We start from the raw sequence: 17452 nt of genomic DNA on the forward strand, positions 1-17452 counted from the left end.
AACTTAGGCGTTAGGCCTTGCATGGACACGAAACGGAAGTTCGAAGAATGGAGAGCAGAACTTCTGCACGTTGGTAACATCGTGCAGGATGAAGATGATTCGGTCGGATGGGATGAAAGGGAAACTCGATTCAACCGCTATATGGAGATGCTCGACGCCCTTCAAGGAACTGAAGGTTTTGAGTATGCGCTGGCGGTAGTCGAGTCGTTTCAGGCAGAGAACGACTATGGTGCCTATCAGATAGCCGGGCATGCCGCTTGGCGGTTTGGAGAGATCCCGTACTGCAAGGCACTCGTCCAAGAGCTACCTCGTCTCATCAAGACCTTGCCGGATTGGGCTGGAGACTTTCTCGTCTCAATTGCCAATGGAAAAGACACGCCAGATGAGTCGACAATTCGTGTGTTCAATCATCTTCTTTCCGAGCTTGACGCTGCTACCAAACAGAAGATAGATGATTTTATTCGCCAGGAAGAAGCCAGCGGTTGGCTCCGCGGACGAGTAGGTGTTCTGGGCAGCAATGCCTAACAACTCATTCAAGCCGATTCCGCTTCGCGGCACGGCTTAATTCAGGCGTTAGGCCTTGCGCTCACTTATGCGGCTCACCCACCTTTTAACCACTTACCTATTGAGCGGAGTAGCAATGGCTGCACCTGGCGAAAACCTTGAACTCCTAAACGTTGGGGGCTACGCAGAGCTTGCCTCGCGACCAAATCCGCAGAACCTCACAATTGCCTTTATTCCCTCCTTAGCATCCAAATTGCTCGCCGAAGAGAAAAGAAAAGGTAGTGCCCTGACAGAGTCTGAGGTCTTGGCAGTAAGAGACAACTCAACGGTCACCGTCGTTCCCGGCGACAAGAACCGCCTCGAAGAGGTGCAGGGCTACAAGGATGTCGATCCCAACAGTTGCTGGGCAGAGTGGCAAGCCCTGCGTATCCAATTGGTAGGTCCCTAGGCAAGGCCTAACAACTCAATCAAGCCGAACTGGCTTCGCCAGTCGGCTTATCTCGGACGTTAGGCCCGAGGGGGAGAGTCGTGCGACGTGAGAATGAACTGCTAAGAGCGCTCATGCTCGATCTTGAAAGCGCTGACCGAGCGATCAGCTCGAACCATGCGGTGGACGGATACACCTCTGATCAAGTGAGCTACCACTTAGCACAGATTGTTGACTCCGGACTGGCGGTCGGAACTGTCAGATACTCCGTCGGGAACATAGACCCGACTGTTCCGGCTGCAGTGATGGTTACAAGACTTACCCCTTCAGGTCATGACTTCATTGAGAGTGTGAGGAGCGACACCGTCTGGCGTAGAGTTAAAGCGAAGTCAGCCGAGGTCGGTGGCGACATCTCGATCAGCCTTCTAAAAGAACTTGGCACCTCTATCACTAGACAACTGATCGGCTTAGGCTCCTGAAGTCCGGGCCTAACAATTCATTCAAGCCGAAGCCGCTTCTCGGGTCGGCTCAATTCGGGCGTTAGGGCGCTCGAAAACTATGTCGTCATCTCCATCAATCAACGAAATATTCGGGCACGGCGCCGAGAACTTCGCATCACTCGCCTCCCGAATAGAGTTGGAACTGAGCGCACGATCGGTCAAATACAAGTTCTTCCCGCCGGAAAACTTCGAGCAGCTCATCGTTCAGGATACCGGTCGAGCGCAACGCATTTACTGGCATGAGCTCGTGGGCCGGGCGCACTTCGCAGCCGCAAGCTCGATACTCCGCTCGGCTCAGTGGGTAAATGGTGTGCACGTCGCTCGCGAACAGAACCTATATCTGCCATTCTGCGCAAACTTGCGGTCTCTTATTGAATCTGCTGCAGACTCTTTATCTGGTGTGGCAGGCGCGGCCCCATTTCTTGCAGAGAACAGGGGTGCTGTTAATGACGCGCTAAACTTGAAGTCCAGTCAGATCATCACCAGCCGAGAGCTTGAAGACCAACTAATCCACTTCTCACACGGCCGTAAGCTGGCGAAAGATGAGGTTGCGCCACCTTCGCACTCGGCGAAGAGCGCGAGAGCTTACATAGGCCAGCTGGAGAAACTCGGACTCGCTCAAGCACACGCCATCTATGGCTCGCTATGTCAAGTTACTCATCCTGCCGCAGACAGCCTATCGCATTTCCTTTCAGAGACTGGAGATTCCGAGTTCGCGCTATGCCCGCACAACGATCGCGTTGCTATCACTACACTGATCCACAAACATGAGGCACTTCTTCACGCCTTACTTCGTTACGCATTCAACCAGCCAATCATTCTGTTGCGGGTACTTCTGCACATCGAGCTGCCGGAGTACCACAGCGCCGAAGTCTCTCGGCTCGATTTGTCGGATATGCCGGGGTGGCAAAAGTGCGCCAGACTCATGGGCGTCGCGCCCTAACAATTCATTCAAGCCGAACCCGCTTCGCGGGTCGGCTTAACTTAGGCGCTAGGGCGCTTTGGAAACTTCACATGCTTTTTGAAAGACAGTATAAACCTGCCGAGACCGAGATCCTGTATCACTACTGCTCTCCGGAAACCTTTCTGGCGATCTGCGCCAATAAGACGATACGCTTCTCCGACATCTTCTCAATGAACGATTTCATGGAGATGCACTGGGGCTATCACCGATGGGAACGCGCCGCCGGCAATTCACTTGAACGTCTCGGCAAAGAATTCCTGGATTCTATTGACCAAATCATTTCATCATCATCCCTCAGCATTCTTCCACTAGCCGCTTGCTTCTCCTTGAATGGCGACACACTAAGCCAATGGAGGGCGTATGCGGAAAACGGTTCTGGCTTCTTTGTAGGCTTCAAGGCTGATGCCCTGTGTCGTCTTGCAGCGAGGCCGTTGCGTGTGCTGTATGACGCAGAGCAGCAGGAGCGTGATATTGGACAATTTATTTCTGCCCTTAGTGAAGTTCACAAAGAAGAGCCCGAGAGTACTGATGACTTTTTCAGGGTATGCGCCACTTTCTCTTGCGATCTAGCTGCACTGAAAAACCCCTCTTTTGCTGAGGAGCAAGAGGTTAGATTGATTCACGCGGTTAATTTTGTTGAAAGTAATAGCTTCCTGAAGCTCGAGGACTCCGGGGGCACCTCCTTCGGTAATGATTTTGAGCCTCAGCCAATAAAATTTTCAATGCGCGGTTCAGTCCCTGTTCCTCATGTTGATCTGAGTTATGTCGATCCAAGCGGCAATCACCCAATTTCCGAGATAATCCTTGGACCAACAAATGATGCTCTACCTACAGCTATATCCGTGTTCTTGGAGACACTTGGACTTGGTAATATTGAAGTCAGAAAATCCCATGCCTCGTACAGATGAGTATTTTGCTATGCGCCCTAACAATTCATTCAAGCCGACGCCGCTTCGCGGCGCGGCTTAATTCGGGCGTTAGACCTGCATTCGGACTATGCGCGTAGCGTTCGCCATCTATGTCTCGCTGTTCTCTCTGCTGTACCTGTATGGCCTATTGTTGCGCCTTAGCAGCATCCAGGCTGATATAGCCGGCAAGGGTGCAAGAAAGACCTGGGGCGGCCTGCTCCTCGCCCTTTCTAGCGGGCTCATGTTTGTAGCGTGCTATGGGTACTTGGTTGAAAAGCCAATCCTGCACCAGTGGTTCTGGGCGGTGTTCTTCGCCGCAAGTGTTGGTAGCCTGCTCTGGTCGCGCAGATTCATATCCTCACTGCAGTCGGAGCACGGCACCAAAACCGGTCTCATTGCCTACTTGATCAACACGGCGCTTGTTTTTCCAATCGACTTGGTTGTGTTTCTCTATGCATTCTGCTCCCCCGAGGTCTGGCAGCAGGCCTAACAATTCATTCAATCCGATGCCGCTTCTCGGCACGGCTTAATTCAAGCGTTAGCTCTCATGATGATTAGTTTCATTCCGAAAGAAGAACAGATCGAAGCTGTGCTCAGCAATGCAATCTGGGCACTCAATAATCGGTACTTTGGCAACGGACCTTCTGAGCTAAAGAGACTTTGGACTGCGTCCGCCGATGAAATTATTCATGAAGCGCGATCACGTGGAATCGACACATTTGTTGAGGAAGAGCCCGGGGGAGAAGGAGTATTTCTTCTTAGGCGTGGTAATCGGTACGAAGTAAACTGGAAGGAACGAGCAGCAAACATACACACTGAGTACTTTGATCAACTTGAACCGGCATTCGAGAGATGGGTTTTGGCGCGCATCGGCGGATACGTTGACAACGTGGCATGAGCGCTAACAATTCATTCAATCCGACGCCGCTTCGCGGCGTGGCTTAATTTAGGCGTCAGGTCCCAAATTTCGAACCGCATGAATCCAGCACTCACAACAATCGTTCTCTTTCTGTCGGCCTCCCTACTTGCACTGGTCACCATTCTCGCGATTCGCTCTGGCCGCATTCTTTGGTATCCCGCATTTATTCAAGTCAACCGCTCGGAGCAACCCTGGCTGTTCTGGGCCGTCATCGTGGCTCAACTTGTTGCGGCGGCGGCTTTAACAGGTGTGGCTCTTTCATGAAGTTTCCAGCCACTACCGGAGTAAGCCTCATGCGGTTGGAGCCTAACAATTCATTCAAGCCGACGACGCTTCGTTACGCGGTTTATTCGGGCGTTGGCCATGAGTCCGATCTCTGAGTCACTTGAGAAGACAGCTGAGATCTTTCTCGCCGCTGTTTGCGATGCGCAGTGGGTGATCTGCAGTCCGCTGGACAGCTTTGGCATGTTCGGCTGGAAGATGGAGGCAGGCGCTTCGCCATATTCTGACGCCATGCAGGGCGATGAAAGATATGGTGCAGCGTATTTGAGGCACATGATTGGCCAACGCTTCTCCGTCGGGTTCGCGGTATTGCAGCAGCCTGGTCACGCACTCGTCCGCCTCAAGACAGGGGAAACCGGGGACGATGAGCCATCGTGGCCAATGGATACGGCGAGTGCACAAGTTGTCTATCAAGGCCTTTGAATGGCTGACAGGCCGCGGCCTCCGAACGCCTGCGGCGCCGGCAGAACGGGGGCGTTAGTTGCGATGGATCCTGCATACATCACCTGGATCGTGTTGATAGCTGGCGGAGCCATCGTGTCCGCGTTCGTGCGAACCAGGCACATCATTGTTGCCGGCGGAGCGTTGATGGGATGCTCGCTGGTCGGACTTGCGATGACTGGCCCCATGATCTTCGGAGTGGCCGCAATGGGAATACCCGTAGTGTTTGGGATGCTTGCGACGGGATCTGCAGTTGCGCAAGCTTTGAGAACGAAGGGCCGGAACGGTCGCAGCTAACAATTCATTCGAACCGATGCCGCTTCTTGCTTCGGCTCAGTTCGGGATTCGGGTTCTTGGGAAACCACATGCAGGCATTTGAAATCAAGAAGCTCTCCGTTGGAACGGTTTTCAAGCTCGTTGGCGTAGGACTGCTCTTTTCGTTCGTACCCTTCACCATCCTCATGGGCTGCATGGCAGCCTTGGGAATGGACACACTGTTCTGGAACAATCAGCCGCTGCACGGATGGGTGGCGATCGTGTCTGCGCCCTTCATCGGTTTGTTCCTGACGGCTGCCTTCACGTTGTTGATCGGCTCTGCAGCCACCTTCGGACTCTGGGTGTACTCGCTTCTTGGGTCCATCAGCATCGCTTACAAACCTGCCGATGCATCCGGCCAAGACCCCTGACGAGTCATTCGATCCGGCGCCGCTTCACGGCACAGCTTCACTCAGACATTCGAACGCAGGAGAGCCCTTATCGGGAACGACAAGGCACTATCAGGTCGCAGGATGATCCTGCTGTCCGCGATTTCGCTTTGCGCGGGTGTGATCGGCACCTTGATGGGCGGGATTCTGGGTGCGGTTCTCAAAACCTCGCCGGCCTGGGTCGGCCCTGCGATCCTGATGGGGTCAATCGCGCTCGTCTTGATCGGCGCTCTATTGCTGCCTATCGCGATCCGGGAGTACAGGGACGCAAACCGGGGGCCAGCAGCCTGACAGTTCGTTGAAGTCGATCTGGCTTCGCAACGCAGTCGGGGGATCCTGGCGTCAGGTTCCAGATGGATGCGCTCAAACACTTCCGGTTACGGAACTCGCTATGCCGGCACGGGGAGAAGCACTTCTGTGCGCCCACGATCCAGGGCAGATCCGCACGATGACGGACGCCGACATGGCCTTCGCCTCGTATCGGCGCTTTTACAGTGATGTCCGGCACCGGCACACGCCAGAAACTTGCGGCAGCAGGCCATTGATCCGTTCAATGGGCACCAAACGCGAATTCGTCGCGCGACTCAACTCGGACCCGAGATCACCCCATGAAGCCGGAAGATCTTGAATTTCTTCGAACCTACCGCAGGAGCGATTCCCGGGAATCGAAGGACGCGGACGGCGGTTCTTTCTTCGGTGAATTATTTGGTCATGCCATCATCTATGCAGTCGGCTTCGCACTGTTTCTGTTCTTGTCGCAACGCTGGTCATGGATGGTGTTCATGGCGCTCGGCGCTGTGCTGATGTTCGGGATCCCCGCCTACTTCCTTTTGCGTCGCCGATGACGTCACGCGCACATACCCGCAAGGCGGCTCAGCCATTTGATCAAGCCGAGCCGACTTTGGTGTATCCAATCAGGCGCCACACCAACCGATGAGTGATACATGCCCCTGACAGCGCTCCTGCACGCTCCGGATCTCGGCGCGACCCGTCAGTTCTATCAATCCGTGCTCGGCTTCGACGTGCGGGATACGGCGGAGGGCACGCTCACCGTCACGCAGTCGGGCGGCACCCTCATCTTCACGGCTAACCATCCCTGGGGAAGCTCGCCGGGCTTTTCCGGAACGCTCTACTTCACGGTGCCGAACGTGGATGACTACGTTGCGTTGGTCCAGGACAAGGCCGACGTGGTCTGGCCGCTCCAGGACATGCCTTATGGTTCGAGAGAATTCGGCATCCGCGACTGCAACGGCTACCACCTTGCCTTCCAGCAGCAGGTCTGATCAGGCCGGCATGTCGCCGTCTCAATGAAGGGGCCGCGCACACGCGGCGACTTCCGGTCGCCATGATGGGCCGCGCGCGATCACTTATTGGCGCCCCGCGAACGCCCACCCTTCGCGCGTCCGCTGCTCGGACACATCAGGCCTTTCATGCAGAGGGTTGCGCGGGCCGGCGCCGCGTCGTCGTTGCCCGCTGCTTGCGTGCCCGAGCGCCCTGACACAGCAGCGATGGGCCAACTCCGCTCCGATCTTTACGGGGCACGCGCCGCGCGGTACATAGTGCTGGCGTTGCCGGGATTGTCTGTCCGCGGCGCTTGGGGATGCTCCACCTTCTGCAATCCACGCGGTTGTCTTGACCGGGTGCGCTGTCGGCACCTGTTCGCCGGCCCCGCACTCGCCCTGTCGTCGTGAGCCGTGCCGGCTGTACGCCCGCGGACGCGAGCTTCCTGCGCGCGTCCGACGCTCCACGGCCATGCCGTCTTGCGGCCTGGCTTCACCCACATGGAAAGGAGTCTTTGTGAGCGATCCATACAATTCATACGGATCCAGCATTCCGCCCCTCGCTCCGCCCTCGCCCCGAATCCCGCCGAAGCCGACGGACGATCCGATCGCGCGACTGGATGTCTCGGAAACCTGGAAACGCAGGTTCAGGCTCATCGACAAGGCGGGCGGCCCGGATCTGCCGCGCTTCCGGGACCTTCCGTTCGGCGAGCGCTTTAGGCTGAACTCAAACTTCCTCGCTTTCATCTTCGGGCCGTTCTATTACGTTGCCAAAGGCTTGTGGCGCCAGGCTGTGCTGTTCCTGATCATGGCCATTGCGCTAGTCCTGCTCTTCGATGCCATCGGCCTCGGCAAGTTCTCGCGCGGCATCGGTTATGGCTTCGCGGCGCTGTACATGATCCGCGCAAACACCAGCTATTACCGGAAGGTCGTACTCGGCGACGCGCCATGGCTGTAAGGCTTCGACATGCGCTCAAGCGGATGCCGTCACCCGGCAGGACCTCGCTGAACTGCCAGGTGGTCTCGTGATGCGCGCAACGCGCCTCAACAGGGCGCAGCTCGCCCGCCTGCTGCTGGGCGCGAGCATCGCGTACGTGGCGGGCTTCTACTGCATTGGCGCGGCCCTGAAGCCCGGCTACTCGCAGCTGTCCAATTTCGTCAGCGAATACAACGCGACCGGAACTGCCTGGGCAGGCACGCTCACCTACGTGGGCTTCGTCGCGAGTACCGCGCTTCTGGCGGCGTTCCTGATCGCTGCAGCGCCCATCACACGGGTTTCGGGCACCAGTCGCCTAGGGTTCTGGCTTCTGTGGGCGCTTCCGTTCTCCTATTTTCTGGGGGCCATCGCGCCCTGCGATGCTGGCTGCCCGCTCGACGGCTCACCGAGTCAACGCTGGCACAACCTGCTTGCGGTGCTTGCGTACTTCGGCATGGGGATCGGGATCGCGCTCGTCTCGGTGGCCCCGGGTTTCAGGCCTTTCCGCATGCGGCGCGGCTTTCTGCTGCTGACCGGCGCCGCGTTTCCGGTGGTGTTCGTGGCCATGGTCCAGCCAGAGGTCGCACCCTGGCGCGGTCTGTTGCAGCGATCACTCGACGTTGCGATGGCCGTGTCCCTGGTGCTGATGGTGCGCACACTTGCGGACCCGCACCCGGTATCGCAGCCGGCGGAAGGGTCGGCCCGTGCGGACACTCGGTGCTAAACGCGTGTTGGACTTTTGGGCCCGTCCTTCAACGGCTCGATCAGGACGCGCACCGGCCACCCGTGTCCGCGGGTGACGGGACAAGGGAACACGATGGGCACGGCGCGATGAGCAGACAGACAGCAGCGCGGTCCGAGGTCGGCACGGACCTCGGCAGCCGCATTCTCAAGGTCAACCATGCAGGCGAACATGGCGCGGTCTGCATCTATACGGCGCAGATCCACATGGCCCGGATCACCGCGCCCGAGATGGTGCCCGCATTGCAGGCGTTCAGAGCGGACGAGCAGCGACACCGCGCACTCTTTGGCGATGAGTTGCGTCGTCGGGGCCGGCCGCGCTGCCGCAGCTACTGGCCGTGCGGTATCGGCGGCTATGTGCTGGGCATCGTCACCGGCGTGTGCGGCGCCCGCGCCATCGCGGCGACGACCGTGGCGGTCGAAAGCGTGGTGCTGCGCCACCTCGAACACCAGCTGGTCACGCTGCGCGATGTGGATCCGGCCGCCGTGATGGCGATCGCCGACATCGTCGCCGAAGAGCAGCAGCATCACGATGCATCGGCGGGCCACTTGGCGGAGACGGACGCCTGGTCGAGGCTGCTCAGGCCGGTCGTGTCCGCGTCGACCGAAGCGGTCATCTGGCTGGGCATGCGCCTGTAAGGCCGGCAGCACTCCGCGTTTCGGATCGAGCCGACGGCGCGCTCGCGCAGGCGACGTGCCAAGGCGCCCACGAAAGCGGCCATCAACCTTGTCGATGTCGGCGCCGGGCGCCTGTAATTCCAGTATTGCTCCCGGCATCTCGCGTACACGGATGCGCTGCCTCGACATCACGATGCGAGCCGCCTCGCAGGCGACCCACCATGCGCGATTGCATGCGCCGAGACGTCGAAGCACCATCGTCGTTGCATCCGCCGCCGGCGGTGCATTCCGGTCATCGAGGCGACACATGCACGACACCTACACGGCCGGCACTCCGATGGACCGCACGGACACGCTTTACCGCGTATACCTCGAGATTGGCGATCACGCGAGTTTCGGGCGTGGCGTCATCGAAACCTTCCTGAGCGCGCGACGCCACGACATTCCGGCGATGGCGTCGACGGCGCTGGTGATCGAAGACCGCCCGCATGGCCATGTGGTCACGGTGCCGGTGCAGCTGGTCCCGGAAATCGTGCGCGAACTCGGCCGACACAATGTGGCGGTCTACCAGGTCGTGCAGCTCGGCAAGGCAGACGCACCCGACTGACGGCGATACGGATCGGACTGCGGACTGCGTGCGTCCGATCCGGACACTGCGCATCGCCAGCAGGGCCCAGGCGCCGAAAGGCCTCACGCCGCAGTCCCACTGCCGCGGATACGCGCCTGTCGCAGGCAAGGCATGCTCGGCTGGCGGCACGATGCGCCTGTACATCACCTGCGATTGCATGCACCGTCTCCCAGCGCCCGTCAGGCGTCTCAAGTTGAGCGCGGCGGCGCCGATAGGGACGCGGGGTCCATCGTTCCAGTTGCCTATCGGCGCGCCTGTCTGCGGACGGCGTCCTGCCGGCATCGCGACGGCGCGGACGCCCAGAACGTCCCGCCCGCCGCTACCGACGCCCGATGCTCCGCACGATCCGTACCGACCAGCTTCGCCCGGGAATGTTCGTCCAGCGCCTGTCCGGCTCGTGGCTCGATCACCCGTTCTGGCGCAGCTCGTTCCTGGCTGATGCCGATGCGGTGGCGCGAATCGGTGCGAGCGGGGTCGAGACGCTGGTGATCGACATCAGTCAGGGGCTCGATGCCGCGCCCGAACCTCAAGCGCGCGCCGCATCGACTGCCACGTCGTCAACTGACAGCACGCCCGTCGATGACGCACCCGGGTCCCCCACGACGCCTGTGACCACACACGCGCCCCGCACCGTGCCCGAAGGCAGCTTCGAGGCCGAGGTCAAACAGGCGCGCACGCTGCTTGAGGAAGGCCGCGCCCTGGTCGAGGCGATGTTCGGCGAGGCGCGGCTGGGGCGCAGCGTGGACACCGGCCAAGCGACGCCACTGGTGGAGGCGGTCTGTGCCTCGGTGCTGCGCAATCCGCACGCGCTGATCAGCGTCGCGCGGCTGAAGACCGCCGACGATTACACCTATCTGCATTCGATGGCTGTGGCCGGGCTGATGGCGGCCCTCGCGCGCCAGCTGGGCCTGCCCGAGGACGAGGTGCACGCCGCGGCCAAGGGCGGGCTGCTGCACGACATGGGCAAGGCGATGTCGCCGCTGGCCGTGCTCAACAAGCCGGGCAGCCTGACCGAAGCCGAGTACGGCGCGATGCGCCGGCATCCGGAAGACGGGCACCGCCTGCTGGTCGACAGCGGCGTCGATGACCCGGCCGCGCTCGACATCGCCCTGCATCACCACGAGAAGATGGACGGCTCGGGCTATCCCGCGCGGCTGTCGGGCGAGCGCATCTCGCGCATGGCACGCATGGCGGCGGTCTGCGATGTCTATGACGCGATCACGTCCGATCGCCCGTACAAGCGCGGCTGGTGTCCGGCGGAATCGCTGCGGCGCATGGCGTCGTGGACCGGGCACTTCGATCCCGCGATCTTCCAGGCCTTCGTCAAGAGCCTGGGTATCTATCCGGTGGGCACGCTCGTGCGTTTGCAGTCGCAGCAGCTGGCCGTGGTGATCGAACAGGCGCCGGGTGCGCTGCTCAAGCCGCGGGTGCGGGTGTTCCACTGCCTGCGCCGGCGCGCGCGCGTGCTGATGCACGACGTCGACCTGGCCACAACCGGCGATGGCGATCGCATCCTGCAGCCCGAATCCCCGGCGGAATTCGGGCTGCGCGATCTCGAGAAACTCTGGCTGCCGTGAGCGCGTTACGGCGCGCGCGGCGGCTCGTCCTCGCGCACCTTGAACCACGCGGCGTAGAGCGCCGGCAGGAAGGTCAGCGTCAGCAGCGTGGCAACGGTGAGCCCGCCCATGATCGCGACCGCCATCGGCCCGAAGAACACGCTGCGCGACAGTGGAATCATCGCCAGGATCGCGGCCAGTGCGGTCAGCACGATCGGCCGGAAACGGCGCACGGTGGCGTCGATCACTGCATCCCAGCGCGCGTGTCCGGCCGCGATGTCCTGTTCGATCTGGTCCACCAGGATGATCGAGTTGCGCATGATCATGCCGGCCAGCGCGATCGTGCCGAGCATCGCGACGAAGCCGAACGGCACCCGGAACACCAGCAGGAACAGCGTCACGCCGATCATGCCCAGCGGCGCGGTCAGCAGCACCAGCGCGGTCCGCGAGAAGCTGCGCAGCTGCAGCATCAGCAGCGAGACGACGACGAACAGGAACAGCGGCAGGCCGGCCTTGATCGAATCCTGGCCCTTGCCGGAATCCTCGACGGTGCCGCCGGTCTCCAGGCGATAGCCCGGCGGCAGCGCGGCGCGGATCTCGTCGAGCGTCGGCAGGATCTGCGCGACGACTGTGGGCGGCGTCGTGTCGCCACGGATATCGGCGCGCACAGTGATCGTCGGCAGGCGATCGCGATGCCAGATGATGCCGTCCTCGAACGTCGATTCCAGTCGCGCCACCTGGCCCAGCGGCACGGACTGTCCGCTCGATGTCGGCACGGCGAGACTGGCCAGCATGTCGAGCTGGCCACGCTCGTCCTCGGGGCCGCGCATGACGATGCCGATCAGTTCGTTGCCTTCGCGATAGGTGCTGACCTGCATGCCCGACAGCGAACTCGACAGGAACTGCGCCAGCTGCTGCGAGCTCACGCCGAACACGCGTGCGCGCCCCTGGTCCACAACCAGGCGCACGACACGGCTGGGTTCGTCCCAGTCCAGATTGACGTTGGTGACATGCGGGTTGTCGCGCACGCGGCCGGCGATCGACTGCGCGATCTCGCGCACGCGCTCCACGTGTTCGCCGGAGACGCGCAACTGCACCGGATAGCCGACCGGCGGCCCGGTCTCCAGTCGCGTCACGCGCAACTGCAGTTCCGGAAACGCCGGGGCGACCTCGTCGGTCAGCCAGGTGCGCAGACGCTCGCGCGCGGTGACGTCGGTGGCGGTGACCACGAACTGGGCGAAGTTGGTCTGCGGCAGCTGCTGGTCGAGCGGCAGATAGAAACGCGGCGAGCCGGTGCCGACATAGGCCACGCGCGACTCGATGCCCTCGCGGCCGTCGAGCAGTGCATCGAGGCGCGCGGCGGCCGCTTCCGTCGCACGCAGCGAGCTGCCTTCGGCCAGTTCGACATCGACCATCAATTCCATGCGCGTCGAGTCGGGGAAGAACTGCTGCGGCACGAAGCGGAACAGCAGCAGCGAGGCGACGAACAGCGCCACCGTCGCGCCGATGACCAGCCAGCGGTGCGTCAGCGACCAGTGCAGCCAGCCGCGGAAGCGCCGGTAGAACGGGCGCTGATAGGGATCGTGGTCGTGCGCGTGCGGATCGCGCGGCGCCAGTGCGAACGCGAATGCCGGCCAGCGATCCGCGGCGCGCGTGCGCGTGGCGTACCAGCGCGCGGGCAGCGAACCGGGCTTCGGCGGTTTCGGATTCGCGAGGTCGGGCAGCATCTTCTCGCCCAGCAGCGGAATGAACAGCACCGCAGCGATCCAAGACACCACCAGCGCGATCGTCACCACTTCGAACAGCGAGCGCGTGTACTCGCCGGTGCTCGACGCAGCAGTCGCAATCGGCAGAAAACCGGCCGCGGTGACCAGGGTGCCGGTCAGCATCGGGAACGCGGTGTGGGTCCACGCGTAACTGGCTGCCGCGAGCCGGCTGTCGCCCTGCTCCATGCGGATGGCCATCATCTCCACCGCGATGATCGCGTCGTCGACCATCAGGCCGAGCGCGAGCACCAGTGCGCCCAGCGAGATCTTGTGCAGGCCGATGTTGAACTGGTCCATCGCGATGAAGGTCATCGCCAGTACCAGCGGAATCGACACCGCGACGACGAGACCGGTGCGGAAGCCCAGCGAGACGAAGCTCACCAGCAGCACGATGATCACCGCCTCGGCGAGCACCTTGACGAACTCGCCCACCGAATCGCGCACCGCACGCGGCTGGTCGGACACCTTGCGCAGCTCCATGCCGGCGGGCAGCGTCTCCTGCAGCTGCGCGAAGCCGGTTTCCAGCGTCTGGCCCAGCTTGAGGATGTCGCCACCGTCGTGCATTGCCACGGCGATGCCGATCGCGTCCTCGCCCATGAAGCGCATGCGCGGCCCGGCGGGATCGTCGAAGCCGCGTTCGATCGTCGCGATATCGCCGAGGCGCACCGTGCGGTCGCCGGCGCGGATCGGGAACTCACGCAGGGCTTCGACCGATTCGAACGCGCCGTCCACGCGCAGCTGCACCCGCGCCTCTCCGGTTTCAAAGAAGCCGGCCGGCGCCAACGCGTTCTGCTCGGCCAGCGCCTGCTGCACCGCGCCCATCGAGATGCCCAGCGTCGCCAGCCGCGTATTGCTGACCTCGATCCAGACCTTCTCGTCTTGCAGGCCGACGAGTTCGACCTTGCCGACATCCGGCAGCTGTTGCAGCTCGCGCTGGATGCGGTCGGCGTAGTCCTTCTTGATCGCGTAGTCGAAGCCGTCGCCAGTCAGCGCGTAGATATTGCCGAAGGTGTCGCCGAACTCGTCGTTGAAGAACGGACCGATGACGTCCTGCGGCAGGTGCGGGCGCAGGTCGCCGACCTTCTTGCGCACCTGGTACCAGAGATCCGGAATCTCACGGGAGTGCATCGAATCGCGGGCGAAGAAGATCACCTGCGATTCGCCGGGGCGCGAATACGAACGCAGGAATTCGTAGTCGCCGGTTTCCATCAGCGCGCGTTCGATGCGCTCGGTGACCTGGCGCGAGACCTGCTCGGCGGTGGCGCCCGGCCACTGGGTCTGGACCACCATCGCCTTGAAGGTGAACGGCGGATCCTCCGACTGGCCCAGCCGGCCATAGGAAAAGATGCCGGCCACGGCGACGACCAGCATCAGGTAGACGACGAGGGTGCGGTTGCCCAGCGCCCATTCGGACAGGTTGAAGCGGCTCATGACGCACTCCGCGCAGCGAAGCTGCGGCCCGGACGTGGCAGGCGGATGCCCCGGTAGTCGATCGCGCGAAGCGCGGATGGCGGGCGGTTCACTCGCCGGCCTCCGCAGGTGCAGGCGCGGTCACGACCGGACGGTTGTCGCGGTCCACCGGTGCGACGATCTGCCCCTCGCGCAGCAGATGCCCACCGGCTGCGACCACCAGCGCGTCGGCGGTGAGGCCGGCGCGCACCGGCACCGACTGCGCGCCGTAGTCGCCGGTTTCGACCGGTACCCGCTGCAGCGCGCGGCTGGCCGGATCGACCACCCAGACCGACTTGCCGCCATCGGCGCCGGGCTGGATCGCCGCCAGCGGCACGTTCAAGGCATCGCCGCTGCCGGCAGGCCGCAGGAAGACCCGCGCGCTCTGGCCCAGTTCGACGCGGTCTTCGCCCGCATCCAGCGCCACGCGCGCGGCATAGGTGCGGGTCTGCGCGTCGGCGGCGGGCGCGATCTCGCGGATCGTGCCGCGCAGGCGCACGTCGGGACGGTTCCACAACGTGACCTCGGCCGGCTGGCCGATGCGGAACTGGTCGATCCCGGATTCCGGCAATGCGATCGCCACCTCGCGGCCGTCGTCGCCGGCCAGCGTGTAGATGGGCTGGCCGGCGGCCACCACCTCGCCCGCTTCGGCCTGGCGGCTGGCGATCACACCGTTGCGCGGTGCCAGCAGCCGGGTGTAGCCGGCCTGGTTGCCGGCGACGTCGGCCTGCGCACGCGACGCGCGCACCTGGGCGAGCGCCGCCTTGTAGGCCGCGTCCTGCGTGTCCATCGTCGAGCGGCTGACCAGCTGCTGGTCCACCAGCTGGGCGTAGCGTGCGCGATCGGTCCGCGCACGCTCGTACTCGGCTTCGGCGGCTGCCAGCTGCGCCTGGGCCGACTGCGCCTGCAGACGCAGGTCGCCGGGTTCGATCTCGGCCAGCACCTGGCCTTCGGTGACCTGGGCGCCGGCATCGACCAGCCGGCGCACGAGGTTGCCGCCGACCTGGAAGGCCAGCGGGCTTTCCTGACGGGCGCGGATCTCGCCGGCGAACGACAGGTCGTTGCGCGCCGCGAGATCGGCCGGGCGGACCACGAGCACCGGACGCGGTGCCTCGGGCGGTGTGGCATCGCGACTGCAGCCTGCCAGCACCAGCAGCGCGCAGAGCGCCGCCCCCAGCGGACCGGACGAACGGGACAGGACAGCGGATCGGGCGCAGGACATGGGAGGACCCGGAGCAGGGGATACGGAGGCGTATCGTATATTTTCAGAACTCGTTGGTATAGTATTAGGCGAATGAGCAGCCGCCCAGCCCCTGTCGCACCGCTTCCGGAATCGCGCACGGCGGGCCCCGGCCGTCCCAAGGATCTGGCCAAGCGCGCCGCGATCCTCGAGGCTGCCGAGCGCATGTTCCTGCAACAGGGCTACGAAGGCGTCAGCATGGACCAGATCGCGGCTGAGGCCGGGGTGTCCAAGCTCACCGTCTACAGCCACTTCGGCGACAAGGATGCGCTGTTCACCGAGGCCGCCGCCGCGTACTGCGAGCAGCAGATGCCGGCCTCGATCTTCGAACCCTCCCCGGGCACGCCGATCCGCCAGCGGCTGGGCGAGGTGGCCGAAGCCTTCTTCGCGATGGTCGGTTCGCCCGAGGCGATTGCTGGCCACCGCCTGCTGTGCACGCCGCAGATGGTGGAAAAGCGTCTGGCCCAGCGGTTCTGGCAGAGCGGTCCGGAGCGCGTGCAGGCAGCCTTTGCCGCGCTGCTGCGCCGGCGCATGGAGACCGGTGATCTGGACATCGATGCCGAGCGCGTCGACACCGCCGCGGCGCAGTTCTTCGTGCTGCTCAAGGGCGACCTGCACCAGCGCATGGTGTTCGACTGCGAGGACGCCGGCGCCTGCGCCGCGCAGCGTCGGGCGCACCTGGACGCCTCCGTCGACATGTTCCTGCGCGCCTATGGACGCGCCCGCCCCGGCCGCTGAGAGCGCCGGGCGGTCTCTGTATCACCCCGTCTCGCCATGCCGTCGGTGCCGGTGACTTCCGGCACTGCGTGAACCCGAATGCCCCCGCGATGATGACCCGGCCCGCGACCGCTAGAATTGCGCGCTGGCGAACAAGGAAACCGCAACGATGACGATCGACTACGCCAAGGCCCGCGAGGTCATGGTGGAACAACAGGTCCGTCCCTGGGACGTGCTCGACCCCCGCGTGCTGGAGACCATCTCCCGCGTGCCGCGCGAGGCGTTCGTCGCCGACGCGCGCCGGGCGCTCGCCTACAGCGATCTGGAGCTGCCGATCGGCTATGGCGAGACCATGCTCAAGCCGGTGCTCGAAGGTCGCGCACTGCAGGCGCTGGGTCTGGAACAGGGCGAAAGCGTGCTGCAGATCGGCACCGGCAGTGGCTATCTCGCCGCGTGCCTGGGCTATCTGGCGCGCGACGTGGTGTCGATCGAGCGGCATGCCGATCTCGCCGACGCCGCGCGCGACCGGTTGACCGCGCAGGGCATCGCCAACGTCGACGTGATCGCCGCCGATGCGTTCACCTGGCACAGTGACCGCCAGTTCGATGCGATCTGCGTCGGCGCCGCGGTGGACACGATTCCCGAACGCTTCCTGGCCTGGCTGCGTCCCGGCGGCCGGATGTTCATCGTCCGCGGCCAGGCGCCGGCGATGGAAGCGGTGCTGGCCACGCGCACAGGCGACGACGTCAACGCGCCGGCCATCGAATCGTTGTTCGAAACCGAACTCGTCTATCTCGCGGGTGCCGCTCCGGTGCCGCGTTTCTCTCTCTGA

At 62.9% G+C, this 17452-nt stretch carries 21 protein-coding genes; 19 read left to right on the forward strand and 2 right to left on the reverse strand.

All coding sequences use genetic code 11. The annotated features are described in order from the left end of the window. The first annotated feature begins 21 nt into the window (after positions 1 to 21). From AC3A5K_RS16275 to AC3A5K_RS16355, 17 genes are all read left to right on the forward strand, one after another. Positions 22 to 525 carry a hypothetical protein gene (locus AC3A5K_RS16275; RefSeq protein WP_487618600.1) on the forward strand — a complete coding sequence of 168 codons (504 nt, stop codon included), beginning with the start codon at positions 22 to 24 and terminating at the stop codon, positions 523 to 525. Positions 526 to 640: 115 nt separating this feature from the next. Continuing rightward, positions 641 to 952 carry a hypothetical protein gene (locus tag AC3A5K_RS16280; RefSeq protein ID WP_487618601.1) on the forward strand — a complete coding sequence of 104 codons (312 nt, stop codon included), beginning with the start codon at positions 641 to 643 and terminating at the stop codon, positions 950 to 952. Positions 953 to 1032: 80 nt separating this feature from the next. After that, entirely contained in the window at positions 1033 to 1410 is a 378-nt protein-coding gene (locus tag AC3A5K_RS16285) for a DUF2513 domain-containing protein (RefSeq protein ID WP_487618602.1), read from the forward strand. A gap of 79 nt (positions 1411 to 1489) precedes the next feature. After that, a complete protein-coding gene (locus tag AC3A5K_RS16290; protein WP_487618603.1) occupies positions 1490 to 2374 on the forward strand; it encodes a hypothetical protein in 885 nt (294 codons plus the stop codon). A 71-nt stretch (positions 2375 to 2445) separates the two neighbouring features. Beyond that, positions 2446 to 3303: a DUF2971 domain-containing protein gene (locus tag AC3A5K_RS16295; protein WP_487618604.1), complete on the forward strand. Its 858-nt coding sequence runs from the start codon at positions 2446 to 2448 to the stop codon at positions 3301 to 3303. 88 nt (positions 3304 to 3391) lie between these two features. After that, on the forward strand, positions 3392 to 3793 hold the full coding sequence (locus AC3A5K_RS16300; RefSeq protein WP_487618605.1) for a hypothetical protein: 402 nt from the start codon (positions 3392 to 3394) through the stop codon (positions 3791 to 3793). 486 nt (positions 3794 to 4279) lie between these two features. Then, positions 4280 to 4486 (forward strand): hypothetical protein, encoded by a 207-nt coding sequence (locus tag AC3A5K_RS16305; protein ID WP_487618606.1) that lies wholly within the window; start codon positions 4280 to 4282, stop codon positions 4484 to 4486. A 99-nt stretch (positions 4487 to 4585) separates the two neighbouring features. Next, positions 4586 to 4927, forward strand: a complete 342-nt coding sequence (locus AC3A5K_RS16310; RefSeq protein ID WP_487618607.1) for a hypothetical protein — start codon at positions 4586 to 4588, stop codon at positions 4925 to 4927. A gap of 383 nt (positions 4928 to 5310) precedes the next feature. Beyond that, positions 5311 to 5631 carry a hypothetical protein gene (locus AC3A5K_RS16315; protein WP_487618608.1) on the forward strand — a complete coding sequence of 107 codons (321 nt, stop codon included), beginning with the start codon at positions 5311 to 5313 and terminating at the stop codon, positions 5629 to 5631. Positions 5632 to 5733: 102 nt separating this feature from the next. Next, positions 5734 to 5940 (forward strand): hypothetical protein, encoded by a 207-nt coding sequence (locus AC3A5K_RS16320; RefSeq protein ID WP_487618609.1) that lies wholly within the window; start codon positions 5734 to 5736, stop codon positions 5938 to 5940. A 317-nt stretch (positions 5941 to 6257) separates the two neighbouring features. After that, positions 6258 to 6494 carry a hypothetical protein gene (locus AC3A5K_RS16325; protein WP_487618610.1) on the forward strand — a complete coding sequence of 79 codons (237 nt, stop codon included), beginning with the start codon at positions 6258 to 6260 and terminating at the stop codon, positions 6492 to 6494. Positions 6495 to 6593: 99 nt separating this feature from the next. Then, a complete protein-coding gene (locus AC3A5K_RS16330) occupies positions 6594 to 6932 on the forward strand; it encodes a VOC family protein (protein WP_487618611.1) in 339 nt (112 codons plus the stop codon). A gap of 514 nt (positions 6933 to 7446) precedes the next feature. Beyond that, the gene (locus AC3A5K_RS16335) at positions 7447 to 7887 is read left to right on the forward strand and encodes a DUF2628 domain-containing protein (RefSeq protein WP_487618612.1); all 441 of its coding nucleotides are present in this window, start codon (positions 7447 to 7449) and stop codon (positions 7885 to 7887) included. A gap of 70 nt (positions 7888 to 7957) precedes the next feature. Continuing rightward, entirely contained in the window at positions 7958 to 8629 is a 672-nt protein-coding gene (locus AC3A5K_RS16340) for a DUF998 domain-containing protein (protein WP_487618613.1), read from the forward strand. 62 nt (positions 8630 to 8691) lie between these two features. Continuing rightward, the gene (locus AC3A5K_RS16345) at positions 8692 to 9285 is read left to right on the forward strand and encodes a demethoxyubiquinone hydroxylase family protein (protein ID WP_487618614.1); all 594 of its coding nucleotides are present in this window, start codon (positions 8692 to 8694) and stop codon (positions 9283 to 9285) included. A 286-nt stretch (positions 9286 to 9571) separates the two neighbouring features. Beyond that, positions 9572 to 9871, forward strand: a complete 300-nt coding sequence (locus tag AC3A5K_RS16350; protein ID WP_487618615.1) for a hypothetical protein — start codon at positions 9572 to 9574, stop codon at positions 9869 to 9871. A 353-nt stretch (positions 9872 to 10224) separates the two neighbouring features. Next, positions 10225 to 11469: a cyclic di-GMP phosphodiesterase gene (locus AC3A5K_RS16355; RefSeq protein ID WP_487618616.1), complete on the forward strand. Its 1245-nt coding sequence runs from the start codon at positions 10225 to 10227 to the stop codon at positions 11467 to 11469. Positions 11470 to 11474: 5 nt separating this feature from the next. Here AC3A5K_RS16355 and AC3A5K_RS16360 read toward each other — a convergent pair whose 3' ends face one another. Together AC3A5K_RS16360 and AC3A5K_RS16365 are read right to left on the reverse strand one after the other, a co-directional pair. Beyond that, positions 11475 to 14645: an efflux RND transporter permease subunit gene (locus AC3A5K_RS16360; RefSeq protein WP_487618617.1), complete on the reverse strand. Its 3171-nt coding sequence runs from the start codon at positions 14643 to 14645 to the stop codon at positions 11475 to 11477. Between the two features lie 88 nt (positions 14646 to 14733). Next, positions 14734 to 15885 carry an efflux RND transporter periplasmic adaptor subunit gene (locus tag AC3A5K_RS16365; protein ID WP_487618618.1) on the reverse strand — a complete coding sequence of 384 codons (1152 nt, stop codon included), beginning with the start codon at positions 15883 to 15885 and terminating at the stop codon, positions 14734 to 14736. A 72-nt stretch (positions 15886 to 15957) separates the two neighbouring features. On the opposite strand from AC3A5K_RS16365, the gene AC3A5K_RS16370 reads away from it, so the two are divergent. Then, positions 15958 to 16641, forward strand: coding sequence for a TetR/AcrR family transcriptional regulator (locus tag AC3A5K_RS16370; RefSeq protein WP_487618619.1), 684 nt, complete (start codon positions 15958 to 15960; stop codon positions 16639 to 16641). A gap of 148 nt (positions 16642 to 16789) precedes the next feature. Next, positions 16790 to 17452, forward strand: a complete 663-nt coding sequence (locus AC3A5K_RS16375) for a protein-L-isoaspartate O-methyltransferase family protein (RefSeq protein WP_487618620.1) — start codon at positions 16790 to 16792, stop codon at positions 17450 to 17452.

It is taken from the genome of Luteimonas sp. Soil_C_5 (assembly GCF_057656615.1).